The organism is Bacillus glycinifermentans (assembly GCF_001042475.2).
Classification (GTDB): Bacteria; Bacillota; Bacilli; order Bacillales; family Bacillaceae; genus Bacillus; species Bacillus glycinifermentans.
On record NZ_LECW02000021.1, the window covers coordinates 114778 to 131914 of the forward strand.

At 46.5% G+C, this 17137-nt stretch carries 20 protein-coding genes; 8 read left to right on the forward strand and 12 right to left on the reverse strand.

What is annotated here, in order from left to right; all coding sequences use genetic code 11:
- Nucleotides 1-147 precede the first annotated feature (147 nt).
- The 4 genes from AB447_RS13245 (at nucleotide 148) to AB447_RS13260 (ending at nucleotide 3310) form a co-directional block, all read left to right on the forward strand.
- A complete protein-coding gene (locus tag AB447_RS13245; protein ID WP_057957603.1) occupies nucleotides 148-762 on the forward strand; it encodes a YhcN/YlaJ family sporulation lipoprotein in 615 nt (204 codons plus the stop codon).
- 117 nt (nucleotides 763-879) lie between these two features.
- Nucleotides 880-1086 carry a YlaI family protein gene (locus AB447_RS13250; RefSeq protein ID WP_048353085.1) on the forward strand — a complete coding sequence of 69 codons (207 nt, stop codon included), beginning with the start codon at nucleotides 880-882 and terminating at the stop codon, nucleotides 1084-1086.
- A gap of 143 nt (nucleotides 1087-1229) precedes the next feature.
- Entirely contained in the window at nucleotides 1230-2726 is a 1497-nt protein-coding gene (locus AB447_RS13255; RefSeq protein ID WP_048353084.1) for a monooxygenase, read from the forward strand.
- Between the two features lie 71 nt (nucleotides 2727-2797).
- A complete protein-coding gene (locus AB447_RS13260) occupies nucleotides 2798-3310 on the forward strand; it encodes a MarR family transcriptional regulator (protein WP_048353139.1) in 513 nt (170 codons plus the stop codon).
- A 14-nt stretch (nucleotides 3311-3324) separates the two neighbouring features.
- Here AB447_RS13260 and AB447_RS13265 read toward each other — a convergent pair whose 3' ends face one another.
- Together AB447_RS13265 and typA are read right to left on the reverse strand one after the other, a co-directional pair.
- The gene (locus AB447_RS13265) at nucleotides 3325-3654 is read right to left on the reverse strand and encodes a YlaH-like family protein (RefSeq protein WP_048353083.1); all 330 of its coding nucleotides are present in this window, start codon (nucleotides 3652-3654) and stop codon (nucleotides 3325-3327) included.
- 57 nt (nucleotides 3655-3711) lie between these two features.
- Nucleotides 3712-5550: a translational GTPase TypA gene (gene typA / locus AB447_RS13270; RefSeq protein ID WP_048353138.1), complete on the reverse strand. Its 1839-nt coding sequence runs from the start codon at nucleotides 5548-5550 to the stop codon at nucleotides 3712-3714.
- A gap of 155 nt (nucleotides 5551-5705) precedes the next feature.
- Between typA and AB447_RS13275 the strand changes: the two genes are divergently transcribed.
- Entirely contained in the window at nucleotides 5706-5894 is a 189-nt protein-coding gene (locus AB447_RS13275) for a YlaF family protein (protein ID WP_048353082.1), read from the forward strand.
- Nucleotides 5895-5931: 37 nt separating this feature from the next.
- Here the strand turns inward: AB447_RS13275 and AB447_RS26865 are convergent, their stop codons facing one another.
- From AB447_RS26865 to AB447_RS13295, 4 genes are all read right to left on the reverse strand, one after another.
- Entirely contained in the window at nucleotides 5932-6399 is a 468-nt protein-coding gene (locus tag AB447_RS26865; protein ID WP_241494776.1) for a zf-HC2 domain-containing protein, read from the reverse strand.
- Between the two features lie 101 nt (nucleotides 6400-6500).
- Nucleotides 6501-6962, reverse strand: a complete 462-nt coding sequence (locus tag AB447_RS13285; protein WP_057957604.1) for a GNAT family N-acetyltransferase — start codon at nucleotides 6960-6962, stop codon at nucleotides 6501-6503.
- Nucleotides 6955-7749, reverse strand: a complete 795-nt coding sequence (locus tag AB447_RS13290; RefSeq protein WP_048353081.1) for an inositol monophosphatase family protein — start codon at nucleotides 7747-7749, stop codon at nucleotides 6955-6957. The genes AB447_RS13285 and AB447_RS13290 overlap by 8 nt, the downstream gene beginning before the upstream one ends.
- Nucleotides 7750-7891: 142 nt before the next feature.
- Entirely contained in the window at nucleotides 7892-8080 is a 189-nt protein-coding gene (locus AB447_RS13295; protein ID WP_048353080.1) for a hypothetical protein, read from the reverse strand.
- A 242-nt stretch (nucleotides 8081-8322) separates the two neighbouring features.
- Here AB447_RS13295 and AB447_RS13300 point away from each other — a divergent pair, with 242 nt between their 5' ends.
- On the forward strand, nucleotides 8323-8958 hold the full coding sequence (locus AB447_RS13300) for a YktB family protein (protein ID WP_048353079.1): 636 nt from the start codon (nucleotides 8323-8325) through the stop codon (nucleotides 8956-8958).
- Nucleotides 8959-8995: 37 nt separating this feature from the next.
- On the opposite strand, the gene AB447_RS13305 is transcribed toward AB447_RS13300, so the two are convergent.
- Entirely contained in the window at nucleotides 8996-9271 is a 276-nt protein-coding gene (locus AB447_RS13305) for a UPF0223 family protein (RefSeq protein ID WP_046130610.1), read from the reverse strand.
- A 219-nt stretch (nucleotides 9272-9490) separates the two neighbouring features.
- On the opposite strand from AB447_RS13305, the gene AB447_RS13310 reads away from it, so the two are divergent.
- On the forward strand, nucleotides 9491-10963 hold the full coding sequence (locus AB447_RS13310) for an aminotransferase class I/II-fold pyridoxal phosphate-dependent enzyme (RefSeq protein ID WP_048353078.1): 1473 nt from the start codon (nucleotides 9491-9493) through the stop codon (nucleotides 10961-10963).
- Between the two features lie 50 nt (nucleotides 10964-11013).
- Here AB447_RS13310 and AB447_RS25250 read toward each other — a convergent pair whose 3' ends face one another.
- Nucleotides 11014-11133 (reverse strand): GapA-binding peptide SR1P, encoded by a 120-nt coding sequence (locus AB447_RS25250; RefSeq protein WP_082634653.1) that lies wholly within the window; start codon nucleotides 11131-11133, stop codon nucleotides 11014-11016.
- 544 nt (nucleotides 11134-11677) lie between these two features.
- Between AB447_RS25250 and AB447_RS26870 the strand changes: the two genes are divergently transcribed.
- Nucleotides 11678-11908, forward strand: a complete 231-nt coding sequence (locus AB447_RS26870; protein WP_231592128.1) for a hypothetical protein — start codon at nucleotides 11678-11680, stop codon at nucleotides 11906-11908.
- 32 nt (nucleotides 11909-11940) lie between these two features.
- On the opposite strand, the gene lpdA is transcribed toward AB447_RS26870, so the two are convergent.
- The 4 genes from lpdA to pdhA form a co-directional block, all read right to left on the reverse strand.
- On the reverse strand, nucleotides 11941-13353 hold the full coding sequence (lpdA, locus tag AB447_RS13320) for a dihydrolipoyl dehydrogenase (RefSeq protein ID WP_046130605.1): 1413 nt from the start codon (nucleotides 13351-13353) through the stop codon (nucleotides 11941-11943).
- A 4-nt stretch (nucleotides 13354-13357) separates the two neighbouring features.
- Entirely contained in the window at nucleotides 13358-14686 is a 1329-nt protein-coding gene (locus AB447_RS13325; protein ID WP_048353076.1) for a dihydrolipoamide acetyltransferase family protein, read from the reverse strand.
- 154 nt (nucleotides 14687-14840) lie between these two features.
- Complete coding sequence (gene pdhB / locus AB447_RS13330; protein WP_048353075.1) at nucleotides 14841-15818, reverse strand: pyruvate dehydrogenase complex E1 component subunit beta; 978 nt, start codon at nucleotides 15816-15818, stop codon at nucleotides 14841-14843.
- A gap of 3 nt (nucleotides 15819-15821) precedes the next feature.
- Nucleotides 15822-16937 (reverse strand): pyruvate dehydrogenase (acetyl-transferring) E1 component subunit alpha, encoded by a 1116-nt coding sequence (gene pdhA / locus AB447_RS13335; RefSeq protein WP_046130602.1) that lies wholly within the window; start codon nucleotides 16935-16937, stop codon nucleotides 15822-15824.
- Nucleotides 16938-17137 lie beyond the last annotated feature (200 nt).

Consider the following 17137-nt stretch of genomic DNA (forward strand, 5'->3'; position numbering starts at 1 on the left):
CCTCCTGATCAGGATTTTTAGCCTTTTCGTTTCAATCGGGTTAAAAGCTGATGGAGCGCCCGCTAAAATATATGTTTTCGTGAATAAAGATAGAAGGTTAATTCAACAATAAAAATATTGAAAGCATTTTTAAGGAGGCAACCTCAAGTGCGAATCTTTTTTTTGATCTTCATTCAAACCGTTATGCTCCTTTCAGCCTGCGGCATTCAAAATAATGCACAAAATAACGCGAATGAACGTCCGCGCAACGGGACCGTTCAAGTGAAAAACACCGCCCAGGAGCCGGTCGGCCGCAAAGACGGCCAAGCCATTGCCAGACGACTCGTGAAAATTACCGAAAGCGTTCCTGGAGTCAATGATGCAACAGCCGTCGTTCTCGGCAGGCTCGCCGTCGTCGGCATCGATGTCAAAGATAATTTGGAGCGCAGCAAAGTCGAGTCCGTTAAATACTCCGTCGTCCAAGCGCTGAAAAACGATCCGTACGGTGCCAATGCTGCAGTCGTGGCCGATCCCGACACCGTAAACCGTCTAAGGGCGATGGGAAAAGAAATTCAAGCGGGAAGACCCGCAAAAGGCATCCTTGACGAGCTGGCGGCGATTGTCGGACGCGTTCTTCCGGAAGTGCCGAATGATGCAACAGACAATCAAAACACAAATCCGACAAAATCAAACAATGACCAGCTGAACGGAGAGCGGCAAAAAAATCTTGAAAAAGAGCAGAACGACCAAGCGAATAAATACATGAAAAACAGACAGCAATAACGAAAAAGCTTGTGCCTTTACCTTCTCTCGCGGCACAAGCTTTCCTTTTTTCTTCTGCAGAACATTTTTGTCCGGTGAAATTGGTGATATAATGAATCACGAGCGAGGTGAAACAATGTGAGGGTAAAGTGTTCATTGTGTGACAAAATTGATCAAATCGATGATGACACACTGATTGCCAAGCGTCTTCGAAACCGGCCTATACATACGTATATGTGCAATGAATGCTATGAACGAATCAAAATCAAAACCGAGAACCGGACGAAAACCGGCCGTTTTAAATTATATCCGCACAGAAAAGACAAAGAACAGGTAAAGTCATAAAAGCCGCCTGGGACATGAACACGATTCATGTCTTTTTTATATTTTTGTTTCACATGAAACATTTTTTAAAAAATTATTGAAAAACAATTTCATAAATAGTATATTTAAATTGTTTCATACGTAACAAAAAGGAGTGATATATTATGGATTTTGATGTTATTATCGTTGGAGGCGGCCCTGTTGGCCTGATGACGGCTTCCGAATTGGCACTGGCCGGCGTGCGCACATGTATCGTCGAACGCCTGACTCAGCCTTCCCCTCATTCAAAAGCGCTGACGCTTCATCCGCGGTCAATCGAAATATTGGAAATGCGCGGCCTGTTTGAGCGGTTTAAAGAAAGAGGAAAGCCGCTGCCGCACGGACATTTTGCCGGTCTTGACACGGCATTGGACTTTTCTGAACTTGACACTCGCACCGATTATACGCTGTTTCTTCCTCAGACTGATACCGAGGAATTGCTTGATGAACACGCCCGCAGCTTAGGCGTCTCTATCCTTCGCGGTCATGACGTCCTTGCCGTCCGGCAAAACGATGAACATGCAGAGCTCGTCGTCCAGGGCCCTGACGGTTTGTCATTTTTAACGGCAGCTTACATTGTCGGTGCCGATGGGGCGGGAAGCACCGTCCGCAAACAGGCTGGGATCGCGTTTCACGGAAGCGATGCAAGCCTGACCGCCGTGCTGGGGGATGTAGCGCTTCAATCGCCGCCAAATTCCAGTTTCTATACGCACATCAATGAAGAAGGCGCCGTCGTCATCATCCCATTGTCACCAGGCGTTTACCGCGTGCTCATCGTGTCGCCGCACAAACCTCAGCGCCTATTGCACGAACCGGTGACACTGGAAGAAATACAAAAAGGCCTCGTGCAGATATGCGGCAGCGATTTCGGCGCCAGCAACCCGGTTTGGATGTCGCGGTTCGGCAATGCCAGCCGATTGGCGGAACGCTACAGATCAAAAAGGATTTTCCTGGCGGGAGATGCAGCGCACATTCATTTTCCAGCCGGCGGACAAGGGCTGAATGTCGGGCTTCAGGACGCAATGAACCTCGGCTGGAAGCTTGCTTCTGCCGTCAAAGGCAAGGCTTCCGAGCGGCTCCTGGACAGCTATCACACGGAAAGGCATCCTGTCGGGAAAGAGCTTCTCCGGAATACGCAAATTCAAACAAAGCTGTTTGATTTTACCAGGGAGGGACTCTATTTGCGCGAGCTGCTTTCAGACATTCTCACATTCCCTGAGGTCAATCGCTATCTGGCAGAACAAATCGCGGCTCTCAGCGTCAATTACCCATCAGATGAAACGATGCCGCAGCATCAGCTGAATGGAAAACGGCTGCCCGACCTGGATATCACGCTGAAAGACGGCTCTGCCAAGCGCCTCTATTCGTTTCTTCATTCCGGACACTTTTTGTATATCGCATTTGAAGATGATCCGATGCAAACCCCTTGCCTTCCTCATCTGAAAACGGTAATTGCAAAAGCTGTGTTGGACCGGCCGGAATGGGGGGATGTCAAATCAGTCCTGATCCGTCCTGACGGCCATGTTGCATGGGCTGTCAGCAAATCGCATCAACACCCGAAACATCTCATTTCAGAAGGCATTCGCCGCTGGTGCGGAAATGTTCCAATGCCATCCTTATAATCATTTTGTTTCACCTGAAACAAAATGATATAATAAAGCAGGAAATCGATCAAAAGGAGACTTTTTTCTGCATGGAACATTTGACACACGCTAAACAAGAGATTTTTGACATGTACATTGCACTTATCCACCAGCAAGAACAGCAGGAAAGCGCAATGAAGGAGCGAATATCGGCAGAACTCGAAAGCATGGAGCAGGAATTGGGCTCAGAGCTGAATCTGACCATGTCCGACATTCACACAATTGCCTGTATTGGGGATCACGAACCGATTAATGTCACCTCTATCGCAGGGAAAATGGGTTTGTCAAAAGCAACCGTTTCAAGAATTACGGCGAAGCTGATGAAAAAAGGCCTCATCGGCAAAACCCAGCTAAGCGACAATAAAAAAGAGGTCTATTTTCGCTTAGCCGGGAAAGGAAAAAAAGTGCATGCTATTCATCAGCGGGAACACGAGAAAATCGAACAGCGGTTTAAAGGCTTTTTAGACCGCTACTCAGCGGAGGAAATCCTTTTTGCCAGACGGCTGTTCAGCGACTTGCTCATGAATGACTTTTTGGCAGAACCGCAAAAAAGACACAGCTAAGAGCTGTGTCTTTTTCATGCTGAACGCTTATGTCCCTGTCTCCTGTCCTTTTTCGAGCGGTGCAGCCGGATTTTGTAGATCGTCAAAATAAGAGCTGCGACGATCAATCCTTCTCCAACCGGCAAAAACACGCCGAAAAACGTGAGAAACGTACATCCCAAAGCAAGAAAGAAATAAATAATCGCTGTTTTTAACAGGGGCAGCCGTTTGGCAAACCCCAATTGAAAAACGACGGCGGACAGGATGAAGATGGTAAAATAAAGCCACCACATCCCTGCCCCGGGATTTTCGTCCACTTTATAAAGAGCGGCAAAAAACGAAAGCCGTTCACTTACTTCAGTCAAAAAGATTCCCCTCCCCTTTGCTTAGTTGGGTGCCTCTTTTTTCAATTCTGCGTAACCTTAAGACAATCCTGCCAGCTTCTTCTTTTTCGCTGCTTTTTCGCGTTCGTTTTTATCGAGAATTTTCTTTCTCAATCTGATCGATTCAGGCGTTACCTCACAATACTCGTCCTCATTCAAATATTCGAGCGATTCTTCGAGAGACATGATGCGAGGTTTTTTCATGCTGACCGTCTGATCTTTTGTAGCTGAACGCACGTTTGTCTGCTGTTTCATTTTGTTAATGTTGACAACAAGGTCGTTTTCACGGTTGTGTTCGCCGACGATCATGCCTTCGTACACTTCCGTACCCGGCTCAACGAAAATCACGCCCCGCTCTTCAACACCTTGAATACCGTAAGCTGAAGCTTTTCCGGTATCCATTGAAACGAGAACGCCCTGACGGCGTCCGCCGACTTGGCCCGGCTCGACCGGCTGATAACTGTCAAACGTGTGGTTCAAAATACCGAAGCCGCGCGTCAATGAAAGAAACTCTGTCGAATACCCGATTAAACCGCGTGAAGGCACATTGAAAATCAGGCGGACCTGCCCGTTTCCGTTATTGATCATGTCGATCATTTCGCCTTTGCGGGCGCCCATTGATTCCATCACGGAGCCTGTGTGTTCTTCAGGAACATCGATTTGAACGCGCTCAACAGGCTCGCAGCGGACACCGTCGATTTCTTTGATGATGACTTCAGGTTTTGACACTTGCAATTCGAAGCCTTCACGGCGCATGTTCTCTATCAAAATAGAAAGATGAAGCTCACCGCGTCCTGAGACGATCCAGGCATCAGGCGAAGGAGTCGGATCGACCCTGAGACTGACATCTGTTTGCAGCTGCTGTTCGAGGCGCTCTTCGATTTTTCTTGCGGTGACATATTTGCCCTCGCGTCCGGCAAAAGGACTGTTGTTGACCGCAAACGTCATCTGAAGCGTCGGCTCATCAATGCGGAGAACCGGCAGCGCTTCCTGCTGATCGATCGGGCAGACGGTTTCCCCGACGTTAATGTCTTCCATTCCGGATACCGCAACGAGATCGCCGGCTTTCGCTTCTTCGATCTCGACTCTCTTCAGCCCTTGGAAGCCGAAGATTTTCGTTACGCGGAACGGCTTAACAGTGCCGTCAAGCTTCATTAATGCCACCTGCTGCCCAACCTTCATCGTGCCTCTGAAGACGCGGCCGATGCCGATACGGCCGACATAATCGTTGTAGTCAAGCAGCGCCACCTGGAATTGAAGCGGCTCTTCGCGGTTGTCGACAGGACTTGGAATATGGCTGACAATCGCTTCAAATAAAGCTTCCATGTTTTCATCCTGCTGATTCGGATCCGTTGAAGCGGTACCGTTGATCGCTGAAGCATATACAACCGGGAATTCCAGTTGATCTTCGTTTGCATCGAGCTCGATGAACAGATCAAGCACTTCGTCAACGACCTCTTCAGGACGGGCAAAATCGCGGTCGATTTTATTGACGACAACGATCGGCGTCAAGTTTTGCTCGAGCGCTTTTTTCAACACAAAGCGGGTCTGCGGCATGCAGCCTTCATAAGCGTCGACAACGAGCAATACGCCGTCAACCATTTTCATAATCCGTTCAACTTCGCCGCCAAAGTCCGCGTGTCCAGGAGTGTCCAAAATATTAATGCGTGTATCTTTATAATTAATCGCCGTATTTTTTGCTAAAATCGTGATGCCGCGCTCTCTTTCCAAATCGTTGGAATCCATTGCGCGTTCAGCCACGTTTTCATTTGCCCGGAATGTACCGGCTTGATGGAGAAGCTGGTCCACCAGCGTCGTTTTTCCATGGTCAACGTGGGCGATAATAGCAATATTGCGAAGATCTTCTCGAAGTTTCACATTTTCATCTCCTAAAAAAGTCAGATAACCTTTCATATTATACATGAGAATTGCAGGCATTTCAATTTGTTTAGCAAGATAAAGCGCTTCCCTCTTTATATTTTAAACATTTTTCTGTAAACTAACAGTAGACTGAAAAAGGGGATGGAAAACAGATGAAGCAAGTGAAATGGATGTTTTTATTGTTCGCATTCGCCGCCGTCGCCAGCATCATGCTGATCGGGGTCGCGATCGCCGAAAAAAGCCTGCTCGGGGTATTAGTCGCTATAGCAGCTCTCATCGTTATCATGGGTGGCGGATTTACGCTCAAAAAGAGAATGCGCGAAAAAGGGATACTCGAATGACAAAAGCATAAACCGGCGGTCTCGTACCGCCGGTTTTCTAGAATAACAAAAGGTATAATGCCATCATCAAAACATACCCGCCGCAAAACAGCGCGGTTCCGGTCAGGATCAGCCGCCTGTAGTATCTTTCCTTGAATCTTCGTTCCTCTTTTACTTCCGCTATTTCTTGAATCATCCGGTCATCTTTTTGGATCATGAGGGGGCTCTGCATCATGTCGTAGATCCCCTTACATTCGTTGCACGTTTTTAAATGGGCTGCAAGCAGCCGCTCGGTTTCTTTTCCGCAATCGCCTTCTATGTAAAGAGGCAATAAATCCCGCACAAGAAAACATTCCATAATGCCGGCATAAAAAAAAGCATTCCGCCTGTTCACTTTCGGATGAAACGAAACGGCGTAAAGAAGCGCAAGCCCCGTCAAACACCATTCGATGATCGATATGCCCTGCCTGCTTAAAAGAAAATAGCGTTCAAAATGTAAAGCGTAGTCACTAATTAACTCAATCATTCCACACAATCCTTTGCAACAAATTAAGGCCTCGCAACCTTAGACAAACAGATCTCCCAAAAGTTTCAGAAAAAACAAAAAAACGCACACGCGAAACAAGTTCACGTGTGCGTCAGCGGATATACCATGATCAAATATCGGTTCCCCTTTTCATCCTTTTCCGTTTTCAGCTGTTCAAAACCGCAATGTGCGAGCGTCTGCTGCCATTCATCCCGATCGAAAGGGACGGCGGCAAAGAGCGCTTTATGCCCTGCGTTTTTCAGTCTGCTCCCGATTTTCCCAATGATTGTTTTGCCGCGGCCTTTCCTTCGAAAACCGGGATGAACGAGCAATGTGCCGAGCCACGGTTTGCCGTTTGAGGGGGCCCACTCAAGGTGAAAGCTGACCGCCGCCGGCCGGCCGCCATCCTCCCACACGAGCCAGCTTCCGTTGTACATCGCATAGGACAACATATAGCTTTTTACCGGTTCCCCGTTCAACTCTTCTTCAGCCCATTCGGGACTGAAACGTATCAGCTCTTCGAAAAACGCAAGGTCAGACGCAGAAAAAGATCTGCTATTCATGCGGCAGATAGTCTGTGAATATCGTTCGATGAGCGGCAGGATTGCCGGCTATAATGCTGTTGTTTTCAAGAAAATTGAGCGGTTTTCCGTCAATCGTCGTATATGTACCTCCAACCTCGTCAAGCAGGATGCAGCCGGCCGCATAATCCCAAGGGGCGAGACGCATCGTCACATAGACGTCCATTCTGCCCGCCGCAACATATGCAAGCTCCAGGGCCGCCGAGCCGTAAGAACGCGTTCCTCTGACCCGTTTGACGAGAGGGGATAAAACGCTTGGATCGATCCGTCTATTTTCCGTTATCCATGTGGCATTGATCGCCAGAATGGCTTCTTCAAGCGGCACCTCTTTCATCTTTTCAAGCTTGATGTCATTCATATATGCACCCTCTCCGCGAAACGCGTGGTACAATTCATCATGGGTTACATCATAAATAAGCCCGATTTTGCCTTTTCCGTTTTCAAAAATGCCGATTGAAATCGCGAAGTTTCGTTTTTGATGAACAAAGTTCATCGTCCCGTCGATCGGGTCGATAATCCAGACGATTCCATCGAGCGATGTAAGCTTGTCCCCTTGGCCTTCTTCGCCGAGAATGTGATGGTCGGGAAAAGCCGATTGGATTTTTTCAATGAAAAAGCGCTCAGTTTCCTTATCGATATTCGTGACAAGGTCATTGGGATTCGATTTTGTTTCGATCGTCATCTTCTTTTTCATCGATTCCTGAATTCTTTGTCCAGCTTCCTTTACCCAGCTTTTTGCAAGCCGGTCGATTTCCTTCCAGTTTGTCATCGCACAACCTCTTTTCTATGTATACGTGTTGTTTTATTCATAGCATACTGATATTGATCTCAAAAAAGCAAGAAAAATGAAAGAAGAATCGCGTCGCCCAGATAAAAACGAACCGTCTGCCAGGTTCGTTTTTATTATGGTTTCATCCATACAATCTGATCCATTCTTTTCTGAGCTGCTCCAGTTTTCGCTTGCTCATTTCGATTTGGGTTTCATCCTTTTTCTCCATCGCTTCATAAAGTGTTGCTAATTCATAATCGACCTCAAGCCTCCACACGGCGGCCCGATTGTCTTTTTCTTCCTTAATCCCTTGTTTTACAATTGGTTTCATCGCCCTACGCCCCTTCCAGAGAAAATTGATTTGAAAAGTCATCCTTCTGGTCATAGCTTCTCGCGGCATTTATGATATTTTCTTATTCATATCGTATGAATCGCTGGTGCTTTCGCAACGTCATTCTAAAAATTGTGTGTTTACCTACCGTTTCCCACAACAAGAAAGTTTCAAACGTTATTTTTTGTTTGGAAAGCAGGCTGTGGTAAAATATCATTACCGATTGGACAAGGAGGAAAAAAATGAACAATCTGCGTTTCACAGAAGAGGATTTTCACACATTTACAATAGAAGGTTTAGATGCGCGGATGGACGTTTTGAAAGAAACCGTACGGCCGAAGCTCCAGGGGCTTGGCGAACATTTTGCGCCCGTTCTTTCCGCCTTGGCCGGAGACGAAATGTTCGTACACGTTGCGAAGCATGCCCGCCGTTCGGTTAATCCGCCTGATGACAGCTGGGTTGCGTTTGCAAATAATAAGCGCGGCTATAAAAAGCTGCCCCATTTTCAAATCGGCCTTTGGGAAACCCATGTTTTCGTCTGGTTTGCCTTGATTTACGAATCTCCCCTTAAACAAGAATACGGAAAGCTGTTTAAAGAGCATCTGTCAGAGATCAAAAGCACGATACCTGACGGATTTTTCTGGTCAGCCGACCATACGAAGCCTGAAGCCAGCAAACAATCCGACTTGGGGAAAGAAGGGCTCGAAACGCTGTTTGACCAGCTCGAGAATGTGAAAAAAGCCGAGGCTCTGTGCGGCATTCAGCTTTCAAAAGAACAAGTGCTCAAGATGAGCGAACAAGAATTTTTATCTGAAATCGAATCGTCTTTTGAAAAGCTCGCCTCTCTTTACCGGTTAACCCAGAAAGTCGCGCTCTGACGATTTGTAAAAAAGGGATGAGTACATGCATCCCTTTTTACATTTTGATTTTATCGTCTTCTGTCAGTTCTTTTGCCTTTTTCACCACCCGGTACGGAGAATAATCACTCACCTCTTCAAATTGGCTGCACAGCTTTTTTTCCTCGGCCTTTCCAGGCACGATCTCTTTAAATCGCCGGTATGCGCTCATTAATACATCGCGCTTTACGCCCTTTTCGTAAGCGAGCTCGACAGCCTGGAAAAACGAAATGACATCGATCGCTTCCTCGGTGCTCCAGTCTTCATCCATCGGATATTGATATTCTTCTTCCATTTTCTTCATCTCCTTGTAACGGCTTTGTTCTATGTAGTATTCGTTTTCTTTTTTGCGTCTATCCAAGGGCATGTTCCATCCCCTTAGAAAGATCTTAAATTGTTCTTTACATTCTTTCAAGAACATAATATAATTCATTTGTTTTATGCCATCAAGGAAAATAAATCGATTTTTGACTAACAATAAGCAGTAGGCATCTACATGAAGGTGGGAATACAATTGTTGCAGCACGAAACACCCTTATTTACCGGTTTAAAAAAACACGCTGAAAAGCAGCCGATTCAATTCCATATTCCCGGGCACAAAAAAGGGTCTGGAATGGATCCTGAATTCAGACAGTTCATCGGCGAAAATGCGTTAAGTATAGATTTAATCAATATTGAGCCGCTTGATGATCTCCACGCTCCAAAAGGGATCATCAAAGAGGCGCAGGACTTGGCGGCTGAAGCGTTCGGCGCCGACTACACGTTCTTTTCCGTTCAAGGAACAAGCGGGGCCATCATGACGATGGTCATGGCAGTCTGCGGGCCGGGAGACAAGATCATCGTTCCGAGAAACGTTCATAAATCGGTTATGTCGGCAATCGTATTTTCCGGTGCTGTGCCGATCTTCGTTCACCCTGAAATCGACGATGAGTTCGGGATTTCTCACGGTATTACGCCTGAATCAGCAAAAAAAGCGCTGCTTGAGCATCCAGATGCAAAAGGGCTTCTCGTAATCAATCCGACGTATTTCGGCATTGCGGCCGATTTAAAAAGCATCGTCGATGTGGCGCATTCGTTCAACGTCCCTGTCCTTGTGGATGAAGCGCACGGCGTTCATATCCACTTCCATGAGGACCTGCCTGTTTCAGCCATGCAGGCGGGAGCTGATATGGCGGCAACAAGCGTTCATAAACTCGGCGGGTCACTGACGCAAAGCTCAGTGCTCAATATGAAAGAAGGACTCGTCTCAAAAGAGAGGGTGCAGTCGATTTTGAGCATGTTGACGACGACGTCGACATCCTACTTGCTGCTTGCTTCCCTCGATGTCGCCAGAAAACGCCTGGCAACAGAAGGGCATAAATTGATCGGACAAACGATTCAACTCGCCAACCAAACGCGGGAGCGCATCAATCACATTAAAGGGCTCTTTTGCGCCGGCAGGGACATCCTCGGTTCAAAAGCAGCCTATGACTATGACCCGACAAAGCTGATTATCTCTGTGAAAAACCTCGGTTTGACGGGGCATGATGTAGAAAAATGGCTTCGCGAATCCTATCATATCGAAGTTGAGCTTTCTGACTTGTACAACATCCTTTGCATCTTTACGCCGGGAGACCGCAGCGAGGATGCAGAAGCGCTGATCAAAGCGCTGACGGAAATCGCCCGCCAGGCTGTTTCATCCGGACTAAGCAAAACAAAGCCTGAAGTGCTACTTCCTGATATCCCTGCCCTTGCAATGACACCACGTGATGCATTTTACGCAAATACGGAAGTCGTCCCGTTTAAACAAGCGGCAGGACGGATTATCGCAGAGTTTGTCATGGTTTATCCTCCCGGCATACCGATCTTCATACCGGGCGAGATCATCACAGAAGAAAACATCACCTACATTGAAAAAAACCTTGAAGCAGGACTTCCTGTTCAAGGGCCTGAAGATGACACGCTCCATATGATCCGGGTCATTAAAGAACAGCAGGCAATCCTTTAAAATACGAAAGCATGCGGCTTTAGATCAAATCGGCCGCATGCTTTTTTTGTCTATTTCTCCTCTTCGTGACAGCAGTTGCAATGTCCGCATGTTCCGTAAAGAACCGTCACCTTTTCATCCTCAAAATGCTGAATGGTTTCATTGCAGTCTTGACAAACGATCGTTCCCATCTTTCATTCCCCTTTTCATTTCAAAATGGAAGCGTTTAATTTTGTTACCCTTATAATATGATGTCACATTAACATTGTCAATGATAAATTGTATAACACATTTTTATTATTTTTATGCATTTTTAGCGAAGCGGGACAATTTAACAATCCGGTATTTCATGTTTATTCACACTTTAAGCATGTGCAGAACGGTTTTTTACGGACTATGTCATTTTTCCTAATTCATCCTGTCATTAAGAAACATTCCGCGAATGAAACACGAGTTATCAATTTGATAACAAATCGGTAACAACGAATGGATTTTCCTATTATCATGATAAAATAGGAATTGTTTACTAATTGAACAGTTATGTAAAAACAGGTAAATTGACTTGCATTTTTAAGAGAGGTGAAAGGACGGATGCTGTGTCGGGCTGTTATCACCGCTGTTTGTATCCTTTTTTTTGCGAGTGGATGTTCTTTATCTCACATCTCGGCAGATCAGAATGAGCAAAATGACAATACACATCGCGTCAAGCTTCTCTTTTTTTCCGATGACGAGCATATGGAACAGGAAGTCGCATACTATGATGCTCTAATGGATTTAAAACAGGAGTTTCCAAAGCAGGTTTCCGGTATGGAAATCTTGCACGATAAGGGAGATTGGAAAAAGGACGTACACACATTTCCAAGCTTGCTGCTTGTCCATGATAAAAAAGTACTGGTCAAGATAGAGGGAAAAATAAAAGACAAAGCAAAAATCGTGGAGCTTCTTCGAAAACAATTAAAAAAATAAGAAATCCCCTTTTTCCGGGGATTTCTTATTTTTTATTTTACGATATGGATTGGCAGGCCGATCGCTACTTCGGCAGCTTCCATAGTGATTTCTCCCAATGTTGGATGAGCGTGGATCGTCATCGCGATATCTTCGGCAGTCATTCCTGCTTCGATTGCCAGGCTCAGCTCAGAAATCATATCAGAAGCGCTCGCGCCGGCGATTTGTGCACCGATAACGAGACCGTCTTCTTTGCGTGTCACAAGTTTAAGGAAACCGTCAGTTTGATTGAGTGACAGCGCGCGTCCGTTTGCAGCAAACGGGAATTTCGCAGCAGTGATTTCAATGCCTTCCTCTTTCGCTTGTGCTTCAGTATAGCCGACTGATGCAAGCTCAGGCTCAGAGAAGACAACTGCAGGAATTCCGAGATAGTCGATTTCAGCAGCTTCACCGGAAATGGCTTCTGCGGCAATTTTACCTTCGTAAGACGCTTTGTGTGCAAGCGGCGGGCCTTCGATGATATCACCGATTGCGTAAATGTTTGGAATGTTTGTACGGCATTGCTTATCTGTTTTGATGATGCCGCGGTCTGTCATTTCCACGCCTACTTGCTCAAGGCCAAGCTCATCCGTATTTGGACGGCGTCCGACAGTGATCAGTACGTAATCAGCATCAACGGTTTTTTCTTCACCTTTTACTTCAAAAGTGACTGTTACGCCGTCAGCTTTTTCTTCAACGCCTTTTGCCATCGCATTTGTATGGATCTCAACATTGCCTTTTTTCTTAAGGTTGCGTTTGACAAGAGAACTCATTTGTTTTTCAAAGCCAGGAAGAATTTCGTCTCCGCCTTCTAAAATAACAAGTTCAGTTCCGAAGTTTGCATACGCTGTTCCAAGCTCTGTTCCGATATATCCGCCGCCGATTACGACAAGCTTCTTAGGAATTTCTTTAAGAGCCAAAGCGCCGGTTGAATTCAGTACACGGTCGCTATATTTGAAGTTTGGCAATTCAATAGGGCGGGAACCCGTAGCGATGATCGCATTTTTGAACGTGTAAGTCTGAGCTGAATTCTCATCCATTACACGAACAGAGTTGCTGTCTACAAAATACGCTTCACCTTTTACGATATCGACTTTGTTGCCTTTCAGAAGGCCTTCAACACCGCCGGTAAGCTTGTTCACGACAGAGGCTTTCCATTCTTGAACTTTTGTAAAGTCCACTGTTACGTTTTCAGCAGTGATCCCCATATCTTCAGAATGCTTTGCATTCTCATAACGGTGGCCTGCATTGATCAGAGCTTTAGAAGGAATACATCCGACATTCAGACATACGCCTCCAAGATTGCCTTTTTCAACGATTGTTACTTTTTGTCCAAGCTGGGCAGCACGGATGGCAGCTACATAGCCGCCAGGTCCCGCACCGATGACAAGAGTATCTGTTTCAATAGGGAAATCTCCTACTACCATGACATTACGCCTCCATTAAAATTAATTGTGGATCGTTCAGTAAACGCTTGATGTGATTCAACGCGTTTTGTGCAGTTGCTCCGTCGATCATACGGTGGTCAAAGCTCAAGGAAAGAGCAAGAACAGGTGCAACGACAATTTCACCGTCACGAACAACGGCTTTCTCAGCGATGCGGCCGATTCCAAGGATCGCAACCTCAGGATGGTTGATAACCGGCGTGAACCATTGTCCGCCCGCAGAACCGATGTTTGTGATCGTGCAAGAAGCGCCTTTCATTTCAGCAGGAGCAAGCTTTCCATCGCGTGCTTTTGTAGCAAGTTCGTTGATTTCGTTTGAAATCTCAAAAATCGCTTTGCGATCCGCGTGTTTAACAACCGGTACAAGCAGGCCTTTATCTGTGTCTGCTGCGATTCCGATGTTGTAGTAGTGCTTCTGAATAACTTCATCAGTGTTATCGTCAATTGATGTGTTCAATACTGGATACTTTTTAAGAGCTGATGTTAAAGCTTTCACCACATAAGGGAGGTAAGTAAGCTTAATGCCTTGGTCAGCCGCAACTTGCTTAAACTGCTTGCGGTGTGCCACAAGGTTTGTAACATCGACTTCGTCCATTAATGTAACGTGTGGAGCCGTATGTTTTGAATTTACCATTGCTTTTGCGATTGCTTTGCGGATTCCGCTCATTTTTTCGCGTGTTTCCGGGAATTCGCCTTCCGGAGCTTGAGCTGCAGCTGCAGGTTGTGCGGCTGTATCCGCTTTTTTGTCTGCTTGTGCAGCCGGAGCTTCCGCATTTCCGCCGCTTAAGAAGCTGTCGATATCTTCTTTGAGAACGCGGCCGTTTTTGCCGGATCCGGCAACTTTCGCGATCTCAACGCCTTTTTCGCGAGCGTATTTACGTACGGAAGGCATCGCGATAACGCGTTTATTCGGATCTGCATCCGCTTGGTCCTGCTTGCCTTCGCCCGTTTCTTGTGCCGGCTGTTCAGGACTCTTTGCTTTGTCCAGATCTTGACCGCCTTCGGCTGAAGACTGAACCTGTTCTTCTGTTTTAGCGTCGCCAGAGTCGTCGCCTTTAAATTGAAGATCTTCGTAACCCGGTGCATCAAATGTGATAATCGTCTGCCCGACAGTTGCGACTGTTCCCTCTTCAACTTTTAATTCTAATACTTTTCCTTTAACAGGTGAAGGAATTTCTACAACAGCTTTGTCGTTTTGAACCTCTGCCAAAACGTCGTCTTCGTTTACCTCATCGTTTGGCTTGACGAACCATTTTACGATTTCGCCTTCGTGGATTCCTTCCCCGATATCTGGAAGTTTAAATTCAAATGCCACAGTTCTCGACCTCCTAAGATATTTACGTAGTTGATAAATCCGTCAGCCGGGCGTCCGGCCGACCGTCAGTTACACGGCTAAATTTTTCCGTCTGACTGTGGAAATGCATGAGGGAAAAAGATGTATGACATCTTTTCCCTTTCCGGTTGTCAGATTAAAATTCCAACACTTTTTTCGCAGTCTCGAGCACGTCTTTATGGTTTGGAAGCCAAACGCCTTCAGCTTGAGAGAACGGGAATACAGTGTCAGGCGCAGCGACGCGAAGCACAGGCGCTTCAAGGCTAAGAATTGCGCGGTCGTTGATTTCGGCTACGACGTTAGCCCCGACGCCTGCTTGTTTTTGCGCCTCTTGAACGACGATTGCACGGCCTGTTTTTTCAACTGACGCGATGATCGTTTCAATATCAAGCGGGCTGACAGTGCGAAGGTCAATAACCTCAGCAGATACGCCTTCTTTTTCAAGTTCTTTAGCAGCTTTCAATGATTCGTGAACCATCGCTCCGTATGTGATGATGGAAAGATCTGTACCTTCACGCTTCACATCGGCTTTGCCGATTTCGATCGTGTACTCTTCCTCAGGAACCTCCTGGCGGAATGAACGGTAAAGCTTCATGTGCTCAAGGAAAACAACCGGATCGTTGTCACGGATCGCGGAAATCAAAAGTCCTTTTGCATCGTACGGAGTTGAAGGAATTACTACTTTAAGACCAGGCTGCTGCGCTACAAGCCCTTCAAGGCTGTCGGCATGAAGCTCAGGCGTGTGAACGCCGCCGCCGAACGGAGAACGGATCGTCACAGGGGAAGTCCAGCGTCCGCCGGAACGGTAGCGCATCCGCGCCATTTGGCCGGAAACGGAATCCATTACTTCATAAACGAAACCGAAAAACTGAATTTCCATTACCGGACGGTAGCCTTGTAAGCCCAGACCGAGCGCAAGACCGCCGATACCAGATTCAGCAAGAGGAGTATCAAATACGCGATCCTCACCAAACTCTTTTTGCAATCCTTCAGTCGCACGGAATACGCCACCGTTAACACCGACGTCTTCTCCGAAAACTAAGACATTTTCGTCATTTTTCAGTTCTGTGCGTAACGCATCAGTGATTGCTTGAATCATTGTCATTTGCGCCATGGCTTACTTCGACTCCTTCTCTTTATAAATTTCCTTTTGTTCTGCAAGGTTGTAAGGAAGCTCTTCATACATGATGTCGATCAGGTCAGTCACTTTTTGCTTCGGCTCTTCGTCGGCTTTTTTGATTGCCTGTTTGATCTCTTCTTTCGCTTCTTCGATTACCTTGTTTTCTTCTTCTTCAGACCATAGGCCTTTAGCTTCCAAGAACTTGCGGAAACGGACAAGCGGATCTTTCTGCTCCCACTCATTCTCGATTTCTTTTGTGCGGTATTTTGTCGGATCGTCTCCGGCCATTGTATGAGGACCGTAACGGAAGCAAAGCGTTTCAATCAGGGTAGGGCCTTCGCCGTTGATCGCGCGTTCACGAGCTTCGCGTGTAGCGGCGTATACAGCAAGCGCATCCATTCCGTCTACTTGAACGCCGACGATACCTGCGGCTGCAGCTTTTTGAGCAATCGTCTCAGCAGCTGACTGCTTTTCGACAGGCGTTGAAATCGCATAACGGTTATTTTGGACAACGAAGATAGCCGGAGCTTTGTAAGCACCCGCGAAGTTGATTCCTTCGTAGAAATCCCCTTGAGAAGCGCCTCCGTCACCTGTATAAGTAATCGCAACCGCCTGTTTGCCGCGCTTTTTCAGACCGAGAGCCACACCGGCTGTCTGAATGTACTGCGCACCGATGATGATTTGCGGTGAAAGCGCATTAACATCGTCAGGCATTTGGTTTCCACGGAAGTGTCCGCGTGAGAACAGGAACGCCTGATAAAGCGGAAGACCGTGCCAGATCAGCTGCGGAACGTCACGATAGCCAGGAAGGACGAAGTCTTCTTTCTCAAGCGCAAAATGCGTAGCAATTTGAGAAGCTTCCTGACCTGCAGTCGGCGCATAGAAACCGAGGCGGCCTTGTCTGTTTAAAGAAATGGAACGCTGGTCTAAAATACGCGTATACACCATGCGGCGCATTAATTCTTTTAATTGATCATCAGATAAATCCGGCATTGCCGCTTCGTTTACGACTTTGCCTTCTTCATTCAAAATTTGAAACGTTTCGAACTGCTTTTTAATGGCATCAAATTGCTTTTTGCTATCAACGATTGCTTTTTTCGTTTTTGCAGCCATATTAAAGTCACCTCTTCCTTTCTTTTGACAGTGATAGACGTGTAATCCTTATACATACAGAATTAGGGTGTCCTAAATTGTCAGGCGCAACTCATATTTATTTGATATTAGCCGCTGTACTTGTTGTCGAAACATTTTATGTAAGGACAGCCCGACGCGTTCTAAAACTGTATCATTTATCGCTTGCTACAAACTAATAC